This window comes from Pantoea allii, assembly GCF_002307475.1.
GTDB lineage: Bacteria > Pseudomonadota > Gammaproteobacteria > Enterobacterales > Enterobacteriaceae > Pantoea > Pantoea allii.
Genome location: NZ_NTMH01000052.1, coordinates 48,063 through 70,278, shown reverse-complemented (window position 1 = coordinate 70,278; position 22,216 = coordinate 48,063). Strand labels below are relative to the sequence as shown.

The window sequence follows — 22,216 nt, the reverse complement described above, 5'->3', positions numbered from 1 at the left end:
CATAAACTCAATTAAAACGGTGCGTTATGAACTTTATTGCCTGGACAGCTGCGACGGGCTGTCTTCTGTTATTAATGTCGCTGGCGTCAGGGTGGATACACCGTGGCCCGGTGACCTCTTTTGGTCTTTTCTTGTTAGCCGGGATAGCCTGCGGGCCGTGGGTATTTGATGTTATCGAAATCGATATCCTTCGCCATGCGGAACTCGTCACGCACATTACTGAAATCACCATGGCCGCGTCGTTGTTCATTACCGGCCTAAAGCTGCGCCTGCCGCTTAAGGCCCGGAGCTGGCGCGCTGGCGGCTTACTGGCGTTCCCGGCGATGTTGATGACGGTCGCGGCCATGACGCTGCTGTCTCACTGGCTGGTGGGGCTGTCGTGGCCCATTGCCCTGGCGTTTGGCGCGATTGTTGCGCCCACCGATCCCGTGCTGGCGAGCCTGATCTCCGTGAGCGATGCTCAGGATGATGATGCCCTGCGCGTAGCCATTTCCAGTGAGGCGGGCATGAACGATGGTTCCGCACTGCCCTTACTGATTCTGGCGCTGCTGCTGTTTAACGGCGAAAGCCTGGGCACGGGCATGGTGGCGCACTGGGCTGCTGTCGATGTCGTGTGGGCCATTGGCGGCGGTATCCTGTTGGGATTTGGACTGGGTCGCCTGGTCGGTCTGCTGGCCACCCGGCTGCGCAATGCCCACGGCGATGTGGCACCCAATGACTTCCTCGCGCTGGCGCTGATCGCGCTCAGCTATGCACTGGCCGAATGGGTCGGTGCCTCGGGCTTTCTGGCCACCTTTGCGGCTGGTCTGGGCCTGCGCCGTGCGGAGCTGGGCGTCTTTAAACGCTACCAACCAGACGATATGCCCGATGACGATCGGCTGCTGCCTGCCGAGGCGCTGGTGAATCCCAACAAACGGTTACAGCAACGTAGCAGTGGCATGGTGAAATCGGTCGGTTTAGTGGTAGGCGATGCGCTCTCTTTTGGCGATACTATCGAACGCCTGTTGGCTGCCATGATGATGGTGGTACTTGGCGTGACCATGGCGCACCACTGGAACATGCAGGGCGTCCTGCTTGGGCTGTTGCTGTTTGCGGTGGTGCGACCGCTTGCCGTCTGGCTGGTGACCCTGCGCACTGGCATGCCGGTTCCTCAGCGGTTGCTGATTGGCTGGCTGGGTATCCGTGGTATTGGTAGTCTTAACTATATTGCGTTTGCCTGGGTCCATGGCATGGTCGGGGCAGAGGCAAAGATAATGGTTGATATGGCGCTGACGCTGGTGGTGTGCAGCATCGTGGTCCACGGTATTTCTGTGACGCCGCTGCTCAACTGGCGCCAGGCGCGACTGGAGGCGAAACAGCGCCAGTCATGAGAGTGAGTTAACTGATAACAGGAGTAGATGATGAAGATATCTCAGATACTGTTGCTGAGCATGCTGGCTTCTGGCAGTGCACTGGCGGCAGAGAACAGTGAAGAAAGCGTGTATGCCAGCCAGCTGTGCCATATTGTCAGCAGTGAAAAAAGCGTTTCGACAGCTGACCAGTATGTCGAAAAAATGAAAGCCAGCGTGGCAGGATCGCAGTCCTCCTCTGCCGTCAGTAAGCCTGAATTTGACGAAGAGCTGGCAAACGAAGTGGCGAGTGCATGGCTACAACTGGGCGATGAAGAACGCGCCAAACTGCGTACCAATTCGCAGCAGTGTGAGCAAACGGTAATGACGCAGTTTCAGCAAGAAGATTAACCGCCGTTAAATCGTCAATAAACGCGCTAAAATGGCGCGTTTTTTAATGGATTTTCACTACCGATTGCGTACATAATCGCCAGCGTCTTAACCAAATGTGCGATACATAATAACAACGCAGCGGGCCGAAAAGGTCGGCTAACCTTTATGGCATTGATTTAACAGGCATCATGATTACGCGTCGACGCTTTATTTTCGGCACAGGAGCGCTTGCGCTTTCACTGGCTACCAGCAAACTGTTTGCCCGCGATGATATTATTCCCCTCTGGCCGGACGAACCGCCCGGCGGCGGCGGTCCGTCTGGCACCCTGCATGTTGATGCATGGGGTTCATGGTCCAATATTGTCAGCCCGGCGATTCAACGTTTCAGGCCAGAAAATCCCAACGGCGAAGCGGTATTAATCGCGGCCGGTGGCGGTTATCGCTGGATTGGGATGGGCCGCGAAGCCTGGCCCGTCGCGCATTGGTTAAATGCCAATGGTTATACCGCCTACGTGCTGAGCTATCGTTTGCCGCGCGAGAAATGGCAGGCGGGCAATCTTGCGCCCTTGCAGGATGCACAGCGTGCCCTGCGCCTGATACGATCGTTTGAACGTAAAGTGCATGTCTTAGGCTTTTCAGCCGGTGGGCATTTACTGGGCATGGCGGCGGCGCGCCCGGAGTTTCAGTCATACACGCCCGTTGACAGGCTGGATCAGGAAGTGCCAAAAGCCGACAGCGTAGGGCTGATTTATCCGGTGATTACGCTGGAAGCGCCGTATCAACATACCAATACTCACCTGATGATGGTGGGCAACGACGCCAGCCCGCAGGAAGAAGCCAGTTGGTCCGTACAAAACTACGTGACGAATCTGTATCCGCCCACATTTCTGGCCCAGGCCGGCGACGATCACACCTCAAAACCCTTTAATACCCAGTTAATGCGTGACACCTGCCGTCGCAATCGTGTGCCAGTACAGCTGATCCAGCTTTCCAGCGGTGGACATGGTTTTGGACTGGGTAAAGCCGGTACGCCTGCCGCCCTGTGGGATCAGGCTTACGTGAAATGGCTGGAAAACCTGGGTCAGGGCACGTCACCCGTCAGGCACGCTGCCACCTCCGCCCTTTAGCCATTTTCTTTGCGGACTGACGTAAAAAAAGCCGGCATTCGCCGGCCTCGCGACAGTAGCGATTCTCAGGATTGAAGCGATACAGGTTAAAGCACGTGTGCAGGCAGGAGCCGCCTGTTAAAACTGATAAGTCAGGCCCATACCGATACTGTTTTTTGTCGTAATGCCGGTTGCACGCGTAAAGTCATTTTCTTTCAGCAAGTTAATGCGGTAATCCACATAGGTCAGCATGTTCTTGTTGAAATAGTAGTAGGTGCCCACCGCAATATATTTCTGCATAGTCTGGCTGCCACCGGCAAAATTCCCTGCGCCCTGCAGGTTTTCGCCACGCTGTGTCACAAACCCAACAGAGGGACGCAAGCCGTTCAGGAACTGGTATTGCGCAATCGCCTCAAAGTTATGGGTTTTATCGGCGACCTGTGCCAGCTGTCCATAAGGCGTCACATCGTTGGCTTCACCGTACATGGCGGCCAGATAGATTTGGTTGGCATCATATTTCGCCGCCGTTACCCAGGCGGTCGCCTCGTCTCCCTGGCCGTCAGCTTGCTGAGTCAGGGTACGTTTTGCTTTCATGCCCGCGGCGGCAATGCTCAGGCCATCGGTGATGCTGTAGGTCAGACCGGCACCGTAGCCATCCCCGTTCGCCAGTTTGGCGGTTGAACGATCATTTTTCCCTTGGTACTGCAGGGTTAACTTTAATCCGCCCCAGTCCGGGGAGTGCCAGGTCGCAAGACCGGTCGAGCGTTTTGACAGGAAGTTATCGTTGGTGGTCATGGTGCCAGAACCGTAGATTGGCGCCATGTCTGTGTAGGCAGAGGCAATATACAGTGCGCCAAAGCTGCGACCATAATCGAATGAACCGAAGTCATCCAGCTTCAGACCGGCAAACCCCAACCGCGTGGCATTACCTGTTTGGGCGTCGGTGGCGCCTTCACTGTGATTCAACTGGAAATTATATTCCCATTGACCATAGCCGGTAAGCTTATCGTTAATTTGCGTCTGACCTTTAAAGCCCAGACGTGCATAAGAGTTGTCACCATCTTCCGCGATATTATCGGAAAACACATGGCGTGCATCGACTTTACCGTAGAGGTCGAGTTTATTACCGTCTTTATTATAAATTTCGGCGGAGCATGCAGAAAATGAAACCAGAAAACATATTGCATACGGCGCGACTGTTTTTATTTTGTTGTGCATATCATCTACCCTTATCTAGTCATTGAAGCGTGAGGATGTAACCGCGCAGGGCGGCATTTATTTCAACGTCACATTCGTTTTGTCGAATAGCGAAACAATAAAATCAATTATCTGGCCATAAATAATATGGCCATTTTTTATAATGCTTTTCCCTGGTGCCAGCCCTTCAGGCAGGTAATGCCCTGATGGTTTTTTATTAAAATACTTTTTATTAAAATGCTAAGTCGGGTATATCGCTTAACACCGTTTGCGCGCCCGCGTCGATATATTTGCGGGCCAGTGCCGGGTCATTAATGGTGGCAATCGCGAACTCAATCCCTGAATGGGACAGGCGCTGCAGGTCATCGTCCGTGGCGAAGTCGCCCAGGAAATGCAGGATCTGGCAATCTGTTCTGGCGAGCAGCGCTGCAGGATCTTTCGGCGGCACGCACACCGCCAGTCCACGTGGGACGTCCGGCATAATTTTTGCGGCAACCTGTAACGAGAGTTCAGAGAAGCTGCTAATAAATAACTTTTTCTCGCCTGCGGGCCACAGCGACTTCAACTGGGTAATCGCAATCTCCGCCGTTTCAATTTCCTGTCCTGAGGTCGGCTTAATTTCCAGCTGCAGCCCGATGCCTTTATCCAGCACAAAGCCCACTGTTTCAGCCAGCGTGGGCACTTTGACGCCTTTAAAGATGTGACCGTAACGCACGCCAGCATCCAGCGAGCGGATCTCATCCAGCGTTAAGTTCGCCACATAGCCTTTACCATTGGTGGTCCGGTCGACAGCATCATCATGAATAATCACCGGGTGCATATCTTTGGTCAGTTTGACATCCACCTCTATCCACGTTGCCCCGTGTTCAACGGCCGCCTGAAACGAAGGCAGCGTGTTTTCTGGCGCTAACAGGGGCGCGCCACGGTGGGCAATCAGGTGCGAGTTCACCACGCGCACAGGATGTTTTTTCTTCGACATTCTTCGCTTTACCTTCTGTTATGGGTGTATCGCCGATCTACTTGAGTAAGACCTGATTAGAAAATTCTGTTCTGACTTCATCACCCAGCGGCTTAGGCATGAACTGGGTACCATGAATGCGCTCTTTGCTGTTGATTAGCCCGGCATCGCGATTCACTTCTTTATTTTGCGGCGTGATGCCATAAACCTGCTGAAACAGCCGTTGGGTGGTGGGCAGCGTCAGCCAGTGTATAAACAGCAAGGCTGCGGCTTTGTGTTGTGCGTTTTTAGGAATGGCCACCATATTTCCGCCGCCGGGCATGCCGAAGTCAGGAATATAAAGTTTGATGGTTTTAGGGACTTCACCGTGGTTTTCTAAGCCCACCAGATAATCTTCCCAGGCCGGCACCAGCAGAAACTCGCCGCTGACCAGTCGGGTAACGCTGTCGGCGTTAGACGCGGTAATGATGTAATTGGGACGTTGCTGTTTGAACCAGTTCCAGGCGGGCTGGAGCGCCGTCAGGCTTTTTACATCGGCATCGCCTTTGGTAAAATCAAAACCCGGCACCAGCGTGCGAGTGACTGACTCAATAAACGCCGGACCCGACCCACCGTTTTCGACGTTAAAACCAAATTCCTGTGGATGACTTTGCAGGAAGGCCGTTATCTGCGGCAGGGTTCTGGGCAGCTCGCTTTCTTTCATGCGACGGGAATCATAAGCCAGGCCCGTCTGGTTGCCCCAAAACGCCACGCCATAGCCTTTGCTGTCGGTTCCCTCAATCGAATAATTTAGGGTTTTACCTTCAGGAAGTAATGTATTAATCGGACCAAAAAATGTCTGCTGTGGTGATACCGTACCGAAGGCGCCACCGCCAATGGAAAACAGATCGATATCGCCCGCTTCACGTCCACGGTCAGCCATGAGTTTATTAATATTGCCCTGCAGTGGGCCTTCAGAGAGCGTGACCTTAATGCCATACTGTTTTTCAAACAGGCTGACCTGTTCTTTTAAACGATCCTGGTAATACCAGTGATACCAGGTTAATGTCCCTTCTTTCTTAGCCTGCTCGACAATCTGTTGCCAGTTCATCGTGGTCAGATCCTGAGCCTGGCTACAGAAAGCCCCGGCCAGCAATAACATTGCGGCAAATAGTCTGAACATAATAGTCCCCAATAACGAGTGATAATGGCTGTCAGCCTTTTCCTGCAAAGGAGGCAACAGGGTTTTTAGTCAGTAATTTTTCTGCTATCAACATTAAAATGACATTTGGCACAACCAGCATTAAAGAAATAACCGCCGCATTGGGTCGGATAAAGTTGTAACCCAGATAGGAATACAGAATGGTCGGCACGGTAATAAAATCGGGTGAGCCGACAATAAAACTTATCGCGAATTCTTCTATTGATAACGTAAAGACAATAATTAATGCGGCAAATATTCCGGGCCGGATGGTGGGTAAACAAGCCACAATAAAACGATTAATAACAGAGGCGCCCATATCGCGTGCCGCATCGAGCGTGTCCTGGCGTATTTGAGAGAAAGAGATGGTCAGAATTCGCACGGCGTAGGGCATTAATATAATGGTATGTCCCAGCAAAATGCCGCCAAATCGGGTGTGGATGCCCGCGACGTTCAACAGCATGGAAAAAAACAGCGCGACGACAAACCCTGGTACGATCAGCGGCAGTAAAATCGCATTCTGTAACAGGTGCTTGCCGGAGAATGACATTCTGCCGAACGCCCACGCCGCAGGCAGGGCCAGCACCAGGGTGCAGATGGACACGGTTGCCGCCAGTAGATAGCTGTTCCTGAGTGCCTGAGGTAGCGCGGTCGTGGTCCATACCTCGACCCAACGGCCCAGCGAGAGAACGGGCGGCAGGGCATCTGGCCATGCCCAGGGATGGGTTTTGTCGACGAGTGACCACAGTACGGTCAACATAAAGGGAATAACCAGCCACAGCATAAACAGGGCGGTGATCAGGATCATCATGATGACCCGCAGCGGGGACAAGGTCTCTCTGGCTTGCATTATTTGTTTTCTCCGGCTTGTTGTAGCCATTTCGCCAGACCGGCAAGCACGACCGCACCGACAAAAGCCGCCAGCATTAAAATAACCGCGACAACCGCCGCAAGATTCCAGCCCTGGGCGCTGATTTCGGGGAAACGCAGCATGTATTGCGACAGGGAAAAGACGCTGGTCGGCCCTGCAACCACCTGAAATGAAAAGTCACCCAATGCGCCGATGAAAATCAGCACCAGCGACACCTGAACGGATTTAATGGATAAAGGCAGAATGATCTGTAACAGCCGGGCAGCGTTGCCGGCACCCAAATCTCGCGCGGCATCAAAGAGTTCATCGCCAATGGCGCGCAGGCTGCCGGTAATAATCAGCAAGGCATAGGGAAGCTGTTTCCAGACCTGCAAAATAATCACGCCAATTCCCCAGCGGTCATTCTGCATCCTGATGGGGTGAGAGATGATCCCCAGTTTAAGTAACCCCAGGTTAATAAAGCCCTGCCAGGAGATCAGATTGATGAACAGCAGCGCGGCGACCAGTCCGTGCACCATCAGCGGGGCTTTCAGCAAGCCGCCCATCAGCATTGAGCCGGGAAAGGGCTTTCTCAGCCACAACGCCAACGGGAGCGCCAGCGCGACGGACAGAACGGCACTGATGACGCCAATCTTGAGTGAATAGCCTGTCGCGCGCCACAGCTGACTGTCGTTCAGGATGGTTTGCCAGTACTGAAGCGTGAAGTGGGCCGGAGCGCCAAAATTAAACAGGCCAACGGACTGGGCCAACGCCATGATGACAATCAGCACCAGCGTGAGCACCACCGGCGCGACGGCAGGCAGAACCAACAGCCAACACAGCCTGTTCCGGTTGCGTGTTTTCATGAACAGCTTTCCTGTAAAAAACGGATTCTGTCAGGCGCAATGGAGAAGTTAACCCGGTCACCTTCCTGTATGTGGTTTTTGCCGACCAACTGGATACACCACTGATATTCCGTTTCTTCATGCCCAATCGGATGGACCTGGAGTTCAGAAATATTGCCAAGAAAACTCACTGCACCGATCTCGAAAGCGCGGGTGTTTTTCCCCGTGCTGTGTTCGCTCAGCAGGGCATCCTCAGGACGCCAGAAGGTATAGACAGAGTCTGAGACGGGCGGCTGGTGACTGTGTATTTCCATTTCGCCCATGACACACGCAATACGATAAATACCCGTGCTGCTGTCCCCGTCCAGTACGCGGGCTTTCATGAAGTTAGCCTGACCGACAAACCCCGCGACAAAGCGGTTTACTGGCGAATAATAGATATCGTCAGGGGTGCCGGTTTGCTCAATCTTTCCCGCATTCATGACCACCACGACGTCAGACATCGACAGGGCTTCGGCACGATCGTGCGTGACATAGATAGCGGTAAAGCCATGTGAACGCTGTAGCTGTCGGATCTCCAACCGAACGCTGTCGCGTAATTTGGCATCCAGATTCGACAGTGGCTCATCAAACAGAACGATTTCCGGCCGCACGGCCAGCGCTCTGGCCAGCGCAACGCGCTGCTGCTGACCGCCGGATAGCTGGGCAGGCAACTTAGGCAAATGCGCATTCAGCGATACCTGAGAGGCGGTTTGCGCCACGCGCTGCTGGATGTCCGTTTTTGCCATCTTCATCTGCTTCAGGCCAAAACCGATATTTTCAGCAACGGAAAGGTGAGGAAAAAGCGCATAGGACTGAAAGCACATCGCTGTGTCGCGATGTTCAGGCTTAACATGATGCATGTCCTGTTGATGGATCAGCACGTCGCCACTATCAAGACTGTGAAAGCCGGCAATAACTTTAAGCAGCGTGGTTTTGCCACATCCAGATGGGCCAAGCAGGGAGACAAACTGCCCTTTTTTGGCCTGAAGTGAAATGCCGTTCAGTGCGACAAAATCGTCGAACGTCAGCATGGCATTATGGATCTCGAGTGTGTTCACGTATGGCTGCCCCGTCTTAGTCTGCATGTGTGCCTTGCAATTAATGCGATGTGCATAATAATTGTCGGATGTTAATTTAAGCAATTTCAGGCAGGTTAAGAATTCATTAAGTTTTTAAAACCCATATTTAACATTGAGATAGATTAATGCTTTGAGTTCTTACATTTAACGTGCTAACTATTTTAATGCGTAGTGGATAATATTGAGCGCAGAGGCAGTGAGGTATGGCTGAGTGGCAAAATTAAAAAAGAGGGCAGGACAGCGCCGAAACGCTGTCCTGAACGTGCAGTGATGAGATAAGCCGTAGGCAGTCTGTTTTTCAGGCAGGGGTAAAGCGGGGATGGGGGATAAACTGGGCAGAAAGGCGGTTCATTTCTGCGGTTCCGACACTGACATGCGTCATGCTTTTTTCCTGTGTACCGGCAAGGTGCGCTTCCAGGCCTGCCGCTTTACAGAGCGCATAGCCCGCAGAAACGTCCCACATGCTGCTAAAACATTCCTGATAACCGTCCACATAACCGAGCACGCTAAAGGTTAAACCGATCGTGGCGCAACGATAGCGCACCACATTCCAGCCATCATCCCGGTAGGCTTTCTCAATGCAGAGCTGGTGAGTAAAATCCCATGAAGGACTGTCGCCAATGGCGACGGTTTTAAGCGCCTCAGCGATCACGGGCCGTTCAAAAGGCTCGCCATTCAGATAAACGCCCGCCTCTTTACCGCCGCTCACCATGATATTTAATGCTGGATGGATGATGACGCCGATTAGCGGCTCGCCGTTATGCACATAACCAATAGAAATGCCCCACAATGACGAGCCGCGTAAAAAATTGCTCGTACCGTCAATAGGGTCGACTGACCAGTAGCTGGCGCTGAGTTCGCCTCCCTGTTCTTCACCGATAACACGATCCTGGGGGAAATGCTGTTCCAGACGCTGGCGTATACGATTTTCCACTTCCCGGTCTGCCTCACTGAAGACATCCTGTGGCCTTTTTTCGCAGATCGCTAATTCACTCAGCTGCCTGAAATAATCCAGGGCCAGTAGTGCAGCTTCTTGTGCGATGCGTTCAGCAACTTTTAAGCGCGTATCCATTGTTTACCTGATGCAAAGAGAAAGAAGAAGGGGATGTGCGACCCATCCGTTTATGTAGCATGAGCATAAATACGCCACATAAGGCATCGCCTTTAATATAATGCTTACTGCATGATATTAGAGTGTCTCTCTGTTAAGTTTCACTATTATGACGATTTTATGATCGAGGCATGTCAGTCAGAATAAGCCGCCATTCAGCACATTTTATTAAAACGTAAAGGCCATTCCCTTTACTATTCGTGATGCATAAAAGCATGCTAGGGTGTTAACAGAACCCATTATTAAATACGGTGAGGACAATGCTGTGGTTCATGGAAATTCAGGTCATCATGAAGTAGAACTTAATCGCAGTGAAAAACTTATTCTTGAACTTGTCCGCCGTAACGATGGGATTTCTCGCTCCTCTCTGGTTTCACAAACGATTCTGAATCAGTCTTCTGTGCACCGCATTGTTGATACGCTAACCGAAAATGGCTTTCTCAGCCTGGGGGAATCGCCGTCCCAGGGAAGAGGCAAGCCCAGCCCGTCATTATCGCTTAATGCGGATGCACGTTACGGCTATGGAATTTCAATTAATTCAGACAGCGTTGCCGCCAGCCTGATTAATTTTCGTGGCGGTATCACTGAATACAGCGTGCTGGATACGCATCCCCGCGATCCTGCCCGTACCTTACTGGATATCAAACACCACTATCTGGATACCTTAAAGCAACAGGGTATTTCGCCAGAAAAAGTGTGCGGTGTTGGATACAGCATGGCGGGCTTTCTTTATGACTCGCGTAAATATTTTAATCCGCCTGAACCATTAAAAAGCTGGATGGGCATCGATCTGCGTCGTGAAATTACGGGGTTATTTGACCGCCCGGTATGGATTGAAAATAACGCCACCACGGCGGCACACGCTGAGGCTTTTTTAGGTGCCGGGCTGAAATACGGTACGTTTGGCTACCTCTCCTTTAATTACGGTTTTGGCGGCGGCATCGTGATCAACGGTAAACCGTTTCAGGGGGCTTTTGGTAATGCGGGGGAGATCAGCCGTATTTTTACGCCGGAAGAGGGCAAGCTGCGTCCTGCATTGGGGATCTTGATCGATCGACTACGCAGCGGCGGCATTGAAATTAAAGATATTCGCGATCTCAATCATCAATTCGATCCGGCATGGCCGATCGCTCAGCAGTGGGTGGAAGAGGTAACGCCAAACCTGCATCGGGCAATGGATGCGTTGAATGCGGTCATCGATCCCGGCGCCATCATATTAGGCGGGGAAATCCCGCGTAAGCTGGGCGAGATGTTTTTAGCCATGCCGCGGGTGAGTTCGGGTAAACGCTGGGACATTTCTGCGGAATATCCGGATATCCTGCTGAGCGAGATCGAAGGGGACAGTTCGGCGCTGGGCGCGGCGTTAACGCCGTTGCGGGAAACCTATTTTAATTAAGGCCCTGACTCACTGCCCGTTTTGGGTCAGTGAGTCAGGGTAAGTCGCGAACGAATCAGGATTGCCCTGTTAACGCATCTTCACACAATACCCATACAATTTTAAAACGTGAAATTATGAAAATTGATAAAAAAATATTAATAACCATTTAATTGTTTTCAGAAAAATTATTTTTTCAGATGTAAGTGATGGAAGCACCTCTACGCTGGCTTTCATCGTCATGTATCAAGGGATTGTAACATCTCAGATTGCTCATTCAGGTCATATAACGACAGAGTTTATATGCTAAAAATAAAGCTTTTCGGGGCAATAGGCTTCTTTCACGATAATTGTGTAGGTCGTCGATAGGTTTTGAACTTGAGTCATGAAGACAAGTGTGGGTCGATACAAAAAAGTACCTTTTTCAATCCATCTGATGAAACTGACATCCTACTTAAGTTTTCAGATACCCGGCCATGACGCTAGCCGGGTATTTACTATCAGGATCACCGCCAGTCGTCTTCGTTGTATTCAACGTCAGCGTCTGTTGAGTTTGCGTAAAGATTATCCGTATCGATATTAATCTCATACATACTGCTGTGCTGGCGCAGGTTGATGTCAAAATCAGTAATGGAGTGGTTCATTTCCTCGGCTTCTGCCAGCACATCGAAGCCATACTCACTGTTGAAGTAGATGTACAGCCCACGGTAGGCACGCTCTCCGTCATAGTTGCGAGTTCCTGATTCCTCAAGGCCGAACTCAGAGGCACTAATGTCAAAGACCTCAACCTCTTCGCCATTTTTGTGACAGACTTCAATGGTCACGCTTCCTGAAAGATTCATACATACCCCCTCTGGTAAAGGTCAATTTTTTGGTTAAGCCTCGACTGAAGAATGTCACGTTCGGGTGCCAAGATTGCGTCCAGTTTATCTAGGAAGGATTCCATCTGGTCGTAATCCAGTCGCAGGAGCTTACGCATAAAGTTTGTCCGGTAATCCCATAATTCTTTGCGGTTTTCGCAGTAGGAAAACATCTGTATATTGAGGTCAGTTTCATCCCCCTCATAGCAGCATAGTGCGCCAAAAATATTGCCCATGAACTTTGTCAGCTCGGCATTGATTTTCATGTTAGTGAGTAATTTAGTGGCATTCCTGCACATTACTTGATAATTCGGGTCGTGGATTTCATCACTGAGTTCGAGCAGAGCCGGGTAGAGCATCAGGTCTCGGTTGGTACTGCCGCGACGTATTAGTCGCAGGGAAATCTTTTTGTTTTGCTCTTTTTTGGCGTACCGAACGTAACGCACAAATTTCAGCAAGCGACTGATGTATTTATCCTGAAGATTATTCTGGATTTGAGACTGCCAGTCGAAACCACTGGGGCGATCCACCGCGTGGATGACCGCAAAAGTCAAAGCAATATGTAAATCTGCCTCATCCGCTGCCGGCACTGCGGACAGGTCTTCTGCTTCAGTCCATTGATTGAAAGCATTGATCACGCCGGTGAGCTGCTCACTTTCCGATTGGTGATAATGACCACTATTAATGAAATCATTTAACACCATGTTCTTGCTGATGTGCCTGTGAAACGCGAGCGTTAAACTTTCTGCCTGCGTATCGTGCTGTGTTTCTGGATAACGGAGGAGCAAGGGGTCAATGATACTGTTCAACCACCCACGGGCTTCTGCTGTTCCAGTTTTGTAATCAAAATCCTTGCTAAAAAGGTCCTCTTTAACGCGGGGTCTCATACGCATGATTTCAATGATATGATTTTCAGTTGTACTAAGACGAACAGCGGCCGATGCGTTAAATTGGCCAAGGCAATAAAAATAGCTTTTTAAAATCTCGCCAGCGAGCCGACTGGGGTGATACCTGTCATCCAGGTAATCATAGAATCCCAGTGTCAGATCGCGCTCATCCTGGTAGGGCTTAATTTGAAGTTTCCATTTTGGGGCGAGCAGGTTTAATGCGCCAACCAATGCCACTAACTGCTTATAGGATTCTGTCTTAACAAACGCAGGATATTGTTGTTCGCCTATCCCAAAGCTCATCATTTCCTTCACAGTCTTCCGCGCATTTTTCGTATCAGTGACTTTTGTATTGGCTTCACACCTAGGAAACTGAGGTTTAAGTTCCTCTAATAATTCGTTAGCTTTATCCAGAATTGCCCCATCGTTCAAAAGCGGCTTTTGCCCAAAGAACAGCGTATCCGGAGCGAACTTTGTAGCTTTAGTATTAACTGTCATTTCAGTACCTTGTTTGATGTGAATGTATGCAGACATGATAGCGATAACGGCGAGAAAATCCCGGACGCTATCTTATATTCCTAGATCAGTCAGGCCAGCAGAGAGATCATGCTGGCCTGACTGATCTCGGGGAAGTGGATCTGGCGCTGGGCATTTTACCGGCGTGGCGGGTGACATTCAGATATAAACACTCTTTCCGGAACAATTTAACTGCCTCGCTGACAGGCGTTTTATGCCAGAGAACGGCATGCTGACGCTGGAAGAGTGGCTGGCGAGGCCACACGTGTTGCTGAGTCTGTTAGTCAAGACTGCGGAAAAACCCGCAGTCTTATCAGATCTTAAATAGAGACCGAGATATCGACTACATTTTCAACTTCAGTGTAGATATTTACAGTTTCGTCAGGTACTTCAATGCTAATCAATAAAGAATACTTAACTTTATTTCTCCAGCGCTCTTCTCCTGAGCGGTACTTCCACCATCCACTTACCGGGAAGACAGCAATAGTATGCATGTCGAGAAGTTCAGCCACCGAACCATTCCACCGGTCAGAGTGCACAGAGCCTCTGGTTCTTAATTGTGTACCGAGGAACCATCCCTCATTATCGCCCTCCGGACCGGTATAATCGTCTGTTAACGCCAATCCATTAACCATTGATCGAAAGTTTTCTAGGGTCTGTCCTGGACGTATGGTCGTAAATCGCAGCCCATGAGACTGGTAGCTGTATCTTGACCGATACCCACGACGGCCTGGATTAGGTTCGATGAAGTATGAAAGCGTAACCCGCATTTTCACCGGAGTTTCCGGAGGAAGTAATTGTAAAGCAGCTACAGGCCATGGTAATTGATGCAGATTCATCATGTTGTTTTTTGGATCAGCCGATGCAGCCGCATTGGTCTCTTTGATGAACGGCTGTAGCTCGCTTTCAGCTATCAATGTCAGAGCGTGATCAGCGCTGTATCTTGCCCGATTAATATCAGGAACACCGTGGCCTACAGTACGCAGCAGGCAATCTTTTGCCACACTCGGAGAATGCTGTCTGCATAGCTGTTCAAAACGCATCATCATCCGGGGTGTCCATTCTGCTGAATGAACGATCAAGCCTCGAATAGTCTCAGGCCATAGCTCAGGGTATTGTGTGCGCAGAAGAGCTGCATCTCTGGATATCAGCGCACATGCAGAACTTGTGTCCCCATGACTTTCAAAAGCAGAACCTGTCGTTTTTCCCGATGTGGTAAGCAAAGATACATCAGAGCAGTTATCAACCGCAGTCCTGTCGGGAGAAATAACATGGTTTCCACCCTCGGCAACGACATCAGGTTTATGAGGAGCCTGTTTTCGCCATGACCAGTTCACAGAAGATCGGCTTGATGGAGAAACGTCTCCAGGCATCGCAAATGCTGTCCAGCCATCAAAAACCGGGTCATCAATTGTAGACAACTCTGTGTAAGCACCAACGGTAAGCGCATTCCAGGATTGCGCAGGATCTTCGATGGGCGAAAGGGCTACCTGATCCCAGTAATCTGAGTCATGTCTTACATCACGGTTGTTACCAGCGGATATAACGAATAACCTACTGATATCTTCGTCAACACCACATGTAAAACGGTCGATTTCTGCAGACCAGGAAGATGGCATCCCGCTTACAGAACTTTCAGGTGAAGTAATCGCCAGGCTAAAGACCCGGTTATACTCTGGCCGTTCAGTTTCATGTTTGTAAGCTGTGCTCACAGTAATATCGCCGTAGAGCTCAGGAGGATTTATTCCTGTAGGAGGGATGATTCTCCCTGATTCGATAACGAATGGCGTATGTACAGATGAGCTACTCTGGCTGACATCAAGCAGATTGCCAAAGGCAACCAGACCTGCCTGCATAGAACCATGCTGGACTTCAATGCCGCCCGGAATAGAGTAGTGCGGCCACTGAGGGAGCCAGCATTCTGAGTAGCTGCCTGCAGTGACATGTTGCAGAAGTCGATGATGATAATTTATCCCAGTATCAAGTATTGTAACTGCGCAATTAGCATCGGTATTAGGCACGAAACGTTGGGAAATATCATCGACCCACTGAGCTTGATCGAAAGGGGAAGAGTAAACAATAGGGAACGGGGTATCTTTTGCTCTCCTGAGCTCTTCGAGATTCGCTATCAGTTCAGGAGCGCGTTCAAGCTGGTTAAGGGAACATTTGATTAATAGAACAACAGATTTAAAGAAATTTAGAGAAGAGCTTCCCATCTCAGCATTAAGTCTTTCTGCTAACTGTCTGCCAATCAGGAGAGGATCGCTGTTTTGCTCCTTTTTGAGCCAAAGCTCCCACCAAAACTGTCTTTCGGGATCATCAGGGAAAAGGCTTGGTTCATCTGTCCAGAAAGAACGAATCCGTGCAAACCTTACTTCGGCAATACTTGCAATCAAAGCATGATTTGCAGGGTAATATGTATCTTCACTTTCTTTATAGCGGTCTTTGTCAGGGTCCAAATACTGATTTACTTTTCGTAGAAAGGCCCCGCGCCTGGCTTCGGGGATAAATAGGGTTGCGACTTCACGGTGCCCTTCTGTCTTAAGAAGGCAAAGTTTGAAATCAGTATTATCCAGCTTTTCCAGGGGTAGCTTGATTCTTTCCTGACCAATGACCTCAATATAAATACCAATATCATCTGTTACAGGTGTTTCCCGATTGGCTGCCATACCATCATACCGGTCTAATATTTCCTGATATTGCAGCCTCAGTCCTTCGCCATGAGTTTGTCTGTCCCGGGGAGCGATTTGAATACTTCTTGCTGTATTTCTTGACCTAAATCTTTCACTCGTAACAAACTGCCTGACATTCAAATGCATCCTGTCATTTGCCATTATGTCCTCTGCTATGTTATTCCCGGTTTGCGCCACCGCCTTTATGTCTTCTGGCGAGGGCTTTGATGATCACCGACGTTTCAAGTTTTCCGTCAAAATATATAACGGCATCTTTTGCAGCATCATCACAGGAGCGCGTAATTTCGGCAGAACTCAGGCCCAGAGCCTCTGTTATGATTGCTTCCCAGTTAAGATGGTTAATATCGAACAAGGAAAGTCGATTTTTCATCAACATGACAATCTGTGCTTCTTGTGGCCTCTCGAACTGAATAATATCGTCGAAACGGCGATAAAGAGCCTGGTCAAGTAGTTCCGGGTGGTTTGTTGCTGCAACGATTACGCTTTCTGAATAATCCTGCTCTACAAATATCAGAAAGGAATTCAATACTCTTCTGATTTCGCCCACATCATTTGATGCACCACGTTGTGTGCCAATCGCGTCAAATTCATCGAACAGATAGACCGCCCGGGTCTGTCTTATGTGATCAAAGATAAGACGTAATTTTGCCGCAGTTTCTCCCATATAACGTGTAATAAGGCTATCCAAGACTATGGTATAAAGCGGCAAACGAAGTTCAGTAGCCAGCATGAGAGCTGACATCGTTTTACCTGTTCCGGGTGGTCCGGTAAAGAGGAGTTTACGCCGTGGCAATAATCCGAAGCGTTTTAACTTATCTGACTGTCGTTGCTCAGTAACGACTTTCTCCAGTCGCTCTTTGACATCAGCAGATAATACTAACTCCTCAACATGCACATCACTGGGCGTCAGTTCAAGCAAGCCCTGAAGTTCGCTTTTTGGCTGATGAACAAATTGAAGCGTTTTTGCTGTCGTCAAATGACTCATTTTTTCATCATTTTTTTGCGATTTTTCAACGATTTGCTTGATGTCATTTGCGAGCTTACTGTGACCCTGACGTGCTTCTTTAGCTGCTACTTGGAGAGCAATAGAGTAAAAACGCGCTTCATCACCGTCAGCGTGGCTCTTTAAAAGCGCTTTAAACTGTTCTGCGGTTGCCATTATCAACTCTCCTTTGGTGCGTTGATAGTATAAATATTAGTTCTTAAATGCACGATGAAATGTGGTCTAAAGCGCATGTTCTGGAACGATAACCCCGACATATTTGTAGATGGTCGTTCTGGAAACGCCGTACTTTTTTGCAACATCACTCACACTACTTTCGGGGCGGCTTAATAATTCTTTGATTTGAATAATATCTTTCTGACTCAATTTCTTTTTTCGCCCACCAAGACGGCCTCTCGCCCTGCTGGCCGTAAGTCCTTTCTGGTTTTTTTCACGAACGAAGGCTTGCTGACACCCCATAAGTAAATGGCACATTCTTACCAGCGGTTCCCCTGATTCACTGGCTGAGTCAAGGCCTTCACTGAGACTGATCAGGGATGCACCCCGCTCATTGATGGACGTTATGGCCTTAAGTACACCGGCAAGGTTACGTCCCAACATTTCAAGGCTCGTTACCACCAGCACATCTCCGGGTTTGAGAATCTCCAGGCATAAACTGAATGGCTGAGGTTCTTTTTCTTCATCTACGATAATCAAATCACAGCCTGCGGCTTTCAGGCTTTCACACTGACTGCTCGTTTTAATGTTTATCGAAGAGACTCTCGAATAGCCAATTTTTTGATTCATGAACAATAAATTAACATTGATTTATTTACAATTAAGTTAACAAAAAAATGAAGAAAAATCTATCAAATTTGATGATTTTGGCAAGTTAATTAGCCTGTCAATATGAGTGTATGACGTCGATTTAGTGCTCCGTAATTAGCGCAGTACAAATGGGTTGTTTGAGAGTGTGTACGCAGTCTGGGATCGCAGGAATGATGAGCTCATTGCTCAGTAAAGTTGACAGCGCATTCAGATTACGAACGAAGCCAAGATACAGCTGTTGCTCCGAAAATGTTTATATGCGATGAAAATCAGGATCGATAATTTCAAGTAAAACATACAATAATATGAAACGCCGATTCTGAGAAACGACTATGGTAGAGCCAGTATGAGGTCAAAGCGTGATCGTTTTGACAACATGACTTTCGACAAAAACATGTGAATGTGAAGAGAATATCAGCAAACAGTGGCAGGTACAGTTTGAAGCCAGAGGGTAAATTAAACTCTGCTATTTTATCGACGATTCAATTCAGTCATAAGGAATATATGCTCTATTTTTTAAATGTAAAAAAATAAATAGACACAGAGACAATACTGAAGCAGTTCATTGCAATAACATTGATTCACGAGACATTGTCAATGCTAGTGCATCTCGCGGAAATTCAGAATGAAGCTGATGCAGATATGCATAGGAAACCAATGTAGATAATGACGTATCTGTTAAATAGGTGAGGAAAAACTTTATCATCAATATTTATATTTTTAGGTCCTTACAATTTTCCTGCCTTGCGGGTAACGATGAATATTGTTGTGTCGTTAATTCTGGTTTCGCCTGTGGTAAAGGCTCTCGCAAAAATACTTCAATTTCAACACCCTATATGCTAAATACTTTGAATAAACGATCAAAGCTGGCGCTCGCGGGATTTGCTTCAAGGCGAGCATACGTTTGCTGAGTTACCCCCAACAGTTTTGACAGTTCTTTTTGCGTCCATCCGTTAGCTTTGCGAAAACCAATTAACACAGTGCGCAAATGACCCAGCGTTTTCAGGGGATAAACCGCCTTCATAAGGGTGACTGGTTGAAATATAAAGGTTTATGGTAATTTAAAGCTTAAGTTACCTGCCCTAAGAATCAGATACAACTTTTCAGTTAGTAGTTTCTGTTGGTTTTTCTTCATATTTCCCGTTTCGCCAGTCCGCAGCAAATTCAACTGGAGTTTGGTGATTCAGTGATGAATGTGGACGGCACTCGTTATAATCCTGCCACCAACCATTAATCGTTTTCCTGGCATGAACAATATTGCTGAACCTGTGCTCGTTCAGGCATTTATCTCTAAATCGTCCGTTAAAACTCTCAATAAATCCGTTCTGAGTCGGTTTGCCTGGCTGGATAAGACGCAGTTCCACGCCATGCTCAAAGGCCTACTGATCAAGCGCGCGGCAGGTGAATTCAGGCCCCTGATCGATTCTTATCGTGGCCGGATAACCACGAAATAGCGCAATACTGTTCAGAATACACGTAACTTGTACGCCTGATATCCCGAATGCGACGGTAATTGTTAGACACTCCTTCGTGAAATCATCCACACAAGTCAGGCACTTGATCCTGCGATCGCTGGCCAGTACGTCCATAACGAAATCCATCGACCAAGTCAGGTTGGGAGCATCCGGACGCAGAAGCGGAAACTGTCCGGTCGCCAGCCCTTTAAGGCGTTGTCTGTGTTTTACGCTCAGTCCGTTAAGGTGGTAAATGCGGTATACCCGTTTGTGATTGACGTGAAGGCCATTCCGACGCAATAGCTGCCAGATGCGCCGGTAACCAAAACGTCTGCGCTCAAGCACCATCTCAGTGATACGCCTTGATAAATGTGAATCAGCAGATAGACGCTGAGCATCATAACGGCAGGTTGACAGGGAAAAACCTGTAGCCTGCAGGTACGAAGTTGCGACAGATCGCATAACACATCAATACCACAGCTTCCCGCTTCTGGTCTGTTGTCATTACTTTCGCCTGAGAGCCACCTAAAGCACCTCCTTATTAAGCATGGCTTCAGCAAGCAGCTTCATGAGGCGGGCGTTCTCCTCTTCAGGCGACTTTAGACGCTTCACCCCAGGCACTTCCATTCCACCAAACTTCTTGCGCCAGGTAATGGGATGGACTACTACTTCCCTCTACGCTTAACTGAACATAATTCATCCAGCAGGCAAGCCGGTTTATACCCGACGTGTTGAGCGAAAAATATTACTTTAGAAACTGGTCATTATACCCGCCTACCTGATTGGCATTGAAGCATGCACGAGAGCATTTTACTGGCATAGGGAATTTGAAAAACTGGGGCATAAAGTAAAAGTGATCAGTCCCCAGTATGTTAAGCCATTTCTTCGCTGGCAGAAAAACGATGGCAATGTGTTCATTGGAAAAAAGCTTCGTCATGGGGATGTCCTCATGTGGCTTATGAAGACATTACTAATATCGGGGTGTACTAATCAACGGGGAGCAGGTCAATATTATTTATGCCCATAAGTATGCCCCAGAAACCTGCGGTATTGCTGAGCATATTCTATCGAATGAAAAACTGGAGAGCGTAATCAAAATATTCTTAATTGCATAAAAAACTGGCCGCATAAGGGCCAGTTTCAGATAAGTGAAAGATGTAGGTGTGTTTTTTCTACATTAACGCATCGTCACAAACTCTTCCGCTGCGGTCGGGTGAATCGCCACGGTGTTATCGAAGTCTTTTTTGGTTGCGCCCATTTTCAACGCCACCGCAAAGCCCTGCAGCATCTCGTCCATTCCACCACCAATGCCGTGAATACCGACAATCTTCTCCTCCGGGCCGACGCAGACTAATTTCATGCGGCACGGCTGGCGATGTTGGGTGACTGCGGTGTACATCGCGGTAAAGGACGACTTGTAGACTTTAACCTGATCATCACCGTACTGTTCGCGCGCCTGCGGTTCCGTCAGGCCCACGGTGCCGATCGGCGGATGGCTGAATACCACGGTAGGAATGTTGCTGTAATCCAGATGCTCATCCGGTTTGTTATTAAACAAACGCTCAGACAGGCGACGACCTGCTGCCACGGCCACCGGGGTCAGCTCAACGGCACCGGTGTTATCGCCTACGGCATAAACGCCTGACACATTGGTGTTCTGGAATTTATCGACCTTGATATAACCTTTCTCATCCAGCGTAACGCCTGCCGCCTGGATATTCAGGCTGTCGGTTTCCGGTACACGACCAATGGCCCAAACCAGGCAATCGACGGTGTAGTCGCTGCCATCTTCCAGCTGTAACGTCAGACTGCCGTCGGCATTTTTTACCACCGCTTTTGGCGTCGCCTGAGTGTGCAGCGTCGGGCCTTCCGCGTTCATGACTTCAACCAGCGTCTCGGTGATCAGCGGATCAAAGCTGCGCAGCGGGGCATGTTTACGGACGAATAAATGGGTTTCGGAGCCGAGTGCGTTCACCACGCCCGCCAGTTCGACGGCGATATAACCGGCGCCAATCACCGCGGTGCGTTTTGGCAGCGCGTCCAGTTCAAAGAAACCGTCTGAATCAATTCCGTATTCCGCACCGGGGACAGAGGGATGGCCTGGACGTCCACCGGTGGCGATCAAAATATGGTCGGCCGTAATGGTTTCGCCATTGACTTCAACGGTATGCGCATCAATAAAACGGGCAAAGCCGTGGATGACATCGACCTTATTTTTCCCCAGCACATTGTCGTATGATTGGTGAATACGGTCGATATAGGCGCTACGGTTTTTGACCAGCGTGCCCCAGTCGAAGCGGTTTACCGTGGTGTCAAAACCATAATCGGGGCCGTAAAGATGAATCGCCTCGGCGATTTGCGCGGCATGCCACATGACTTTTTTCGGCACACAGCCCACGTTGACGCAGGTTCCGCCCAGTGCTTTGGCTTCTATCAGGGCACATTTCTGGCCATAGCTTGCTGCACGGTTAATCGAGGCAATACCGCCGCTGCCGCCGCCGATGGCGAGATAGTCATAATGTCGGGTCATTG

At 49.2% G+C, this 22,216-nt stretch carries 17 protein-coding genes and 3 pseudogenes; 5 read left to right on the top strand and 15 right to left on the bottom strand.

Annotated elements, in window-relative coordinates:
• Positions 1 to 26 precede the first annotated feature (26 nt).
• The 3 genes from CMR03_RS22565 to CMR03_RS22555 all read left to right on the top strand — a co-directional run bounded on the left by CMR03_RS22565 (position 27) and on the right by CMR03_RS22555 (position 2,848).
• Positions 27 to 1,370, top strand: coding sequence for a cation:proton antiporter (locus CMR03_RS22565; RefSeq protein WP_063877613.1), 1,344 nt, complete (start codon positions 27 to 29; stop codon positions 1,368 to 1,370).
• Between the two features lie 30 nt (positions 1,371 to 1,400).
• Entirely contained in the window at positions 1,401 to 1,739 is a 339-nt protein-coding gene (locus CMR03_RS22560; RefSeq protein ID WP_063877612.1) for a hypothetical protein, read from the top strand.
• 170 nt (positions 1,740 to 1,909) lie between these two features.
• Complete coding sequence (locus CMR03_RS22555; protein ID WP_063877611.1) at positions 1,910 to 2,848, top strand: alpha/beta hydrolase; 939 nt, start codon at positions 1,910 to 1,912, stop codon at positions 2,846 to 2,848.
• 117 nt (positions 2,849 to 2,965) lie between these two features.
• On the opposite strand, the gene CMR03_RS22550 is transcribed toward CMR03_RS22555, so the two are convergent.
• The 7 genes from CMR03_RS22550 to CMR03_RS22520 form a co-directional block, all read right to left on the bottom strand.
• Complete coding sequence (locus tag CMR03_RS22550; protein ID WP_063877610.1) at positions 2,966 to 4,045, bottom strand: porin; 1,080 nt, start codon at positions 4,043 to 4,045, stop codon at positions 2,966 to 2,968.
• Between the two features lie 211 nt (positions 4,046 to 4,256).
• Positions 4,257 to 5,003 (bottom strand): glycerophosphodiester phosphodiesterase family protein, encoded by a 747-nt coding sequence (locus tag CMR03_RS22545; RefSeq protein ID WP_063877609.1) that lies wholly within the window; start codon positions 5,001 to 5,003, stop codon positions 4,257 to 4,259.
• A gap of 37 nt (positions 5,004 to 5,040) precedes the next feature.
• On the bottom strand, positions 5,041 to 6,144 hold the full coding sequence (locus tag CMR03_RS22540; protein ID WP_063877608.1) for an extracellular solute-binding protein: 1,104 nt from the start codon (positions 6,142 to 6,144) through the stop codon (positions 5,041 to 5,043).
• Positions 6,145 to 6,175: 31 nt separating this feature from the next.
• Positions 6,176 to 7,012, bottom strand: coding sequence for an ABC transporter permease (locus tag CMR03_RS22535; RefSeq protein ID WP_096012707.1), 837 nt, complete (start codon positions 7,010 to 7,012; stop codon positions 6,176 to 6,178).
• Complete coding sequence (locus CMR03_RS22530) at positions 7,012 to 7,878, bottom strand: ABC transporter permease (RefSeq protein ID WP_063877606.1); 867 nt, start codon at positions 7,876 to 7,878, stop codon at positions 7,012 to 7,014. The genes CMR03_RS22535 and CMR03_RS22530 overlap by 1 nt, the downstream gene beginning before the upstream one ends.
• The gene (locus tag CMR03_RS22525) at positions 7,875 to 8,984 is read right to left on the bottom strand and encodes an ABC transporter ATP-binding protein (RefSeq protein ID WP_063877605.1); all 1,110 of its coding nucleotides are present in this window, start codon (positions 8,982 to 8,984) and stop codon (positions 7,875 to 7,877) included. The genes CMR03_RS22530 and CMR03_RS22525 overlap by 4 nt, the downstream gene beginning before the upstream one ends.
• Before the next feature lie 292 nt (positions 8,985 to 9,276).
• Positions 9,277 to 10,050 carry an inositol monophosphatase family protein gene (locus CMR03_RS22520; protein ID WP_096012706.1) on the bottom strand — a complete coding sequence of 258 codons (774 nt, stop codon included), beginning with the start codon at positions 10,048 to 10,050 and terminating at the stop codon, positions 9,277 to 9,279.
• 304 nt (positions 10,051 to 10,354) lie between these two features.
• On the opposite strand from CMR03_RS22520, the gene CMR03_RS22515 reads away from it, so the two are divergent.
• Positions 10,355 to 11,485, top strand: coding sequence for an ROK family transcriptional regulator (locus tag CMR03_RS22515; RefSeq protein ID WP_096012732.1), 1,131 nt, complete (start codon positions 10,355 to 10,357; stop codon positions 11,483 to 11,485).
• A 485-nt stretch (positions 11,486 to 11,970) separates the two neighbouring features.
• Here CMR03_RS22515 and CMR03_RS22510 read toward each other — a convergent pair whose 3' ends face one another.
• From CMR03_RS22510 to CMR03_RS22480, 7 genes and pseudogenes are all read right to left on the bottom strand, one after another.
• Positions 11,971 to 12,306, bottom strand: a complete 336-nt coding sequence (locus CMR03_RS22510; protein WP_096012705.1) for a hypothetical protein — start codon at positions 12,304 to 12,306, stop codon at positions 11,971 to 11,973.
• Positions 12,303 to 13,709: a hypothetical protein gene (locus CMR03_RS22505; RefSeq protein ID WP_096012704.1), complete on the bottom strand. Its 1,407-nt coding sequence runs from the start codon at positions 13,707 to 13,709 to the stop codon at positions 12,303 to 12,305. The genes CMR03_RS22510 and CMR03_RS22505 overlap by 4 nt, the downstream gene beginning before the upstream one ends.
• A gap of 338 nt (positions 13,710 to 14,047) precedes the next feature.
• Positions 14,048 to 16,561, bottom strand: coding sequence for a S8 family peptidase (locus tag CMR03_RS22500; RefSeq protein ID WP_096012731.1), 2,514 nt, complete (start codon positions 16,559 to 16,561; stop codon positions 14,048 to 14,050).
• A gap of 16 nt (positions 16,562 to 16,577) precedes the next feature.
• Positions 16,578 to 17,579, bottom strand: coding sequence for an AAA family ATPase (locus CMR03_RS22495; RefSeq protein WP_096012703.1), 1,002 nt, complete (start codon positions 17,577 to 17,579; stop codon positions 16,578 to 16,580).
• A gap of 66 nt (positions 17,580 to 17,645) precedes the next feature.
• A complete protein-coding gene (locus CMR03_RS22490) occupies positions 17,646 to 18,209 on the bottom strand; it encodes a recombinase family protein (protein ID WP_096012702.1) in 564 nt (187 codons plus the stop codon).
• Between the two features lie 733 nt (positions 18,210 to 18,942).
• Positions 18,943 to 19,254 (bottom strand): annotated as a pseudogene (locus CMR03_RS25825) (helix-turn-helix transcriptional regulator).
• 79 nt (positions 19,255 to 19,333) lie between these two features.
• Positions 19,334 to 20,335: pseudogene (locus CMR03_RS22480) on the bottom strand (IS3 family transposase); the annotation flags it as partial.
• Between the two features lie 34 nt (positions 20,336 to 20,369).
• Here CMR03_RS22480 and CMR03_RS22475 point away from each other — a divergent pair.
• Positions 20,370 to 20,594, top strand: a pseudogene (locus CMR03_RS22475) (IS110 family transposase); the annotation flags it as partial.
• 267 nt (positions 20,595 to 20,861) lie between these two features.
• Here CMR03_RS22475 and gorA read toward each other — a convergent pair.
• Entirely contained in the window at positions 20,862 to 22,214 is a 1,353-nt protein-coding gene (gorA, locus tag CMR03_RS22470; RefSeq protein ID WP_096012700.1) for a glutathione-disulfide reductase, read from the bottom strand.
• Positions 22,215 to 22,216 lie beyond the last annotated feature (2 nt).

What these genes read in the sequence shown, in the direction of transcription:
- CMR03_RS22565 (WP_063877613.1), top strand. Translation starts at nt 27, where the DNA reads ATGAACTTTATTGCCTGGACAGCTGCGACGGGCTGTCTTCTGTTATTA.
- CMR03_RS22560 (WP_063877612.1), top strand. Translation starts at nt 1,401, where the DNA reads ATGAAGATATCTCAGATACTGTTGCTGAGCATGCTGGCTTCTGGCAGT.
- CMR03_RS22555 (WP_063877611.1), top strand. Translation starts at nt 1,910, where the DNA reads ATGATTACGCGTCGACGCTTTATTTTCGGCACAGGAGCGCTTGCGCTT.
- CMR03_RS22550 (WP_063877610.1), bottom strand. Translation starts at nt 4,045, where the DNA reads ATGCACAACAAAATAAAAACAGTCGCGCCGTATGCAATATGTTTTCTG.
- CMR03_RS22545 (WP_063877609.1), bottom strand. Translation starts at nt 5,003, where the DNA reads ATGTCGAAGAAAAAACATCCTGTGCGCGTGGTGAACTCGCACCTGATT.
- CMR03_RS22540 (WP_063877608.1), bottom strand. Translation starts at nt 6,144, where the DNA reads ATGTTCAGACTATTTGCCGCAATGTTATTGCTGGCCGGGGCTTTCTGT.
- CMR03_RS22535 (WP_096012707.1), bottom strand. Translation starts at nt 7,012, where the DNA reads ATGCAAGCCAGAGAGACCTTGTCCCCGCTGCGGGTCATCATGATGATC.
- CMR03_RS22530 (WP_063877606.1), bottom strand. Translation starts at nt 7,878, where the DNA reads ATGAAAACACGCAACCGGAACAGGCTGTGTTGGCTGTTGGTTCTGCCT.
- CMR03_RS22525 (WP_063877605.1), bottom strand. Translation starts at nt 8,984, where the DNA reads ATGCAGACTAAGACGGGGCAGCCATACGTGAACACACTCGAGATCCAT.
- CMR03_RS22520 (WP_096012706.1), bottom strand. Translation starts at nt 10,050, where the DNA reads ATGGATACGCGCTTAAAAGTTGCTGAACGCATCGCACAAGAAGCTGCA.
- CMR03_RS22510 (WP_096012705.1), bottom strand. Translation starts at nt 12,306, where the DNA reads ATGAATCTTTCAGGAAGCGTGACCATTGAAGTCTGTCACAAAAATGGC.
- CMR03_RS22505 (WP_096012704.1), bottom strand. Translation starts at nt 13,709, where the DNA reads ATGACAGTTAATACTAAAGCTACAAAGTTCGCTCCGGATACGCTGTTC.
- CMR03_RS22500 (WP_096012731.1), bottom strand. Translation starts at nt 16,561, where the DNA reads ATGGCAAATGACAGGATGCATTTGAATGTCAGGCAGTTTGTTACGAGT.
- CMR03_RS22495 (WP_096012703.1), bottom strand. Translation starts at nt 17,579, where the DNA reads ATGGCAACCGCAGAACAGTTTAAAGCGCTTTTAAAGAGCCACGCTGAC.
- CMR03_RS22490 (WP_096012702.1), bottom strand. Translation starts at nt 18,209, where the DNA reads ATGAATCAAAAAATTGGCTATTCGAGAGTCTCTTCGATAAACATTAAA.
- gorA (WP_096012700.1), bottom strand. Translation starts at nt 22,214, where the DNA reads ATGACCCGACATTATGACTATCTCGCCATCGGCGGCGGCAGCGGCGGT.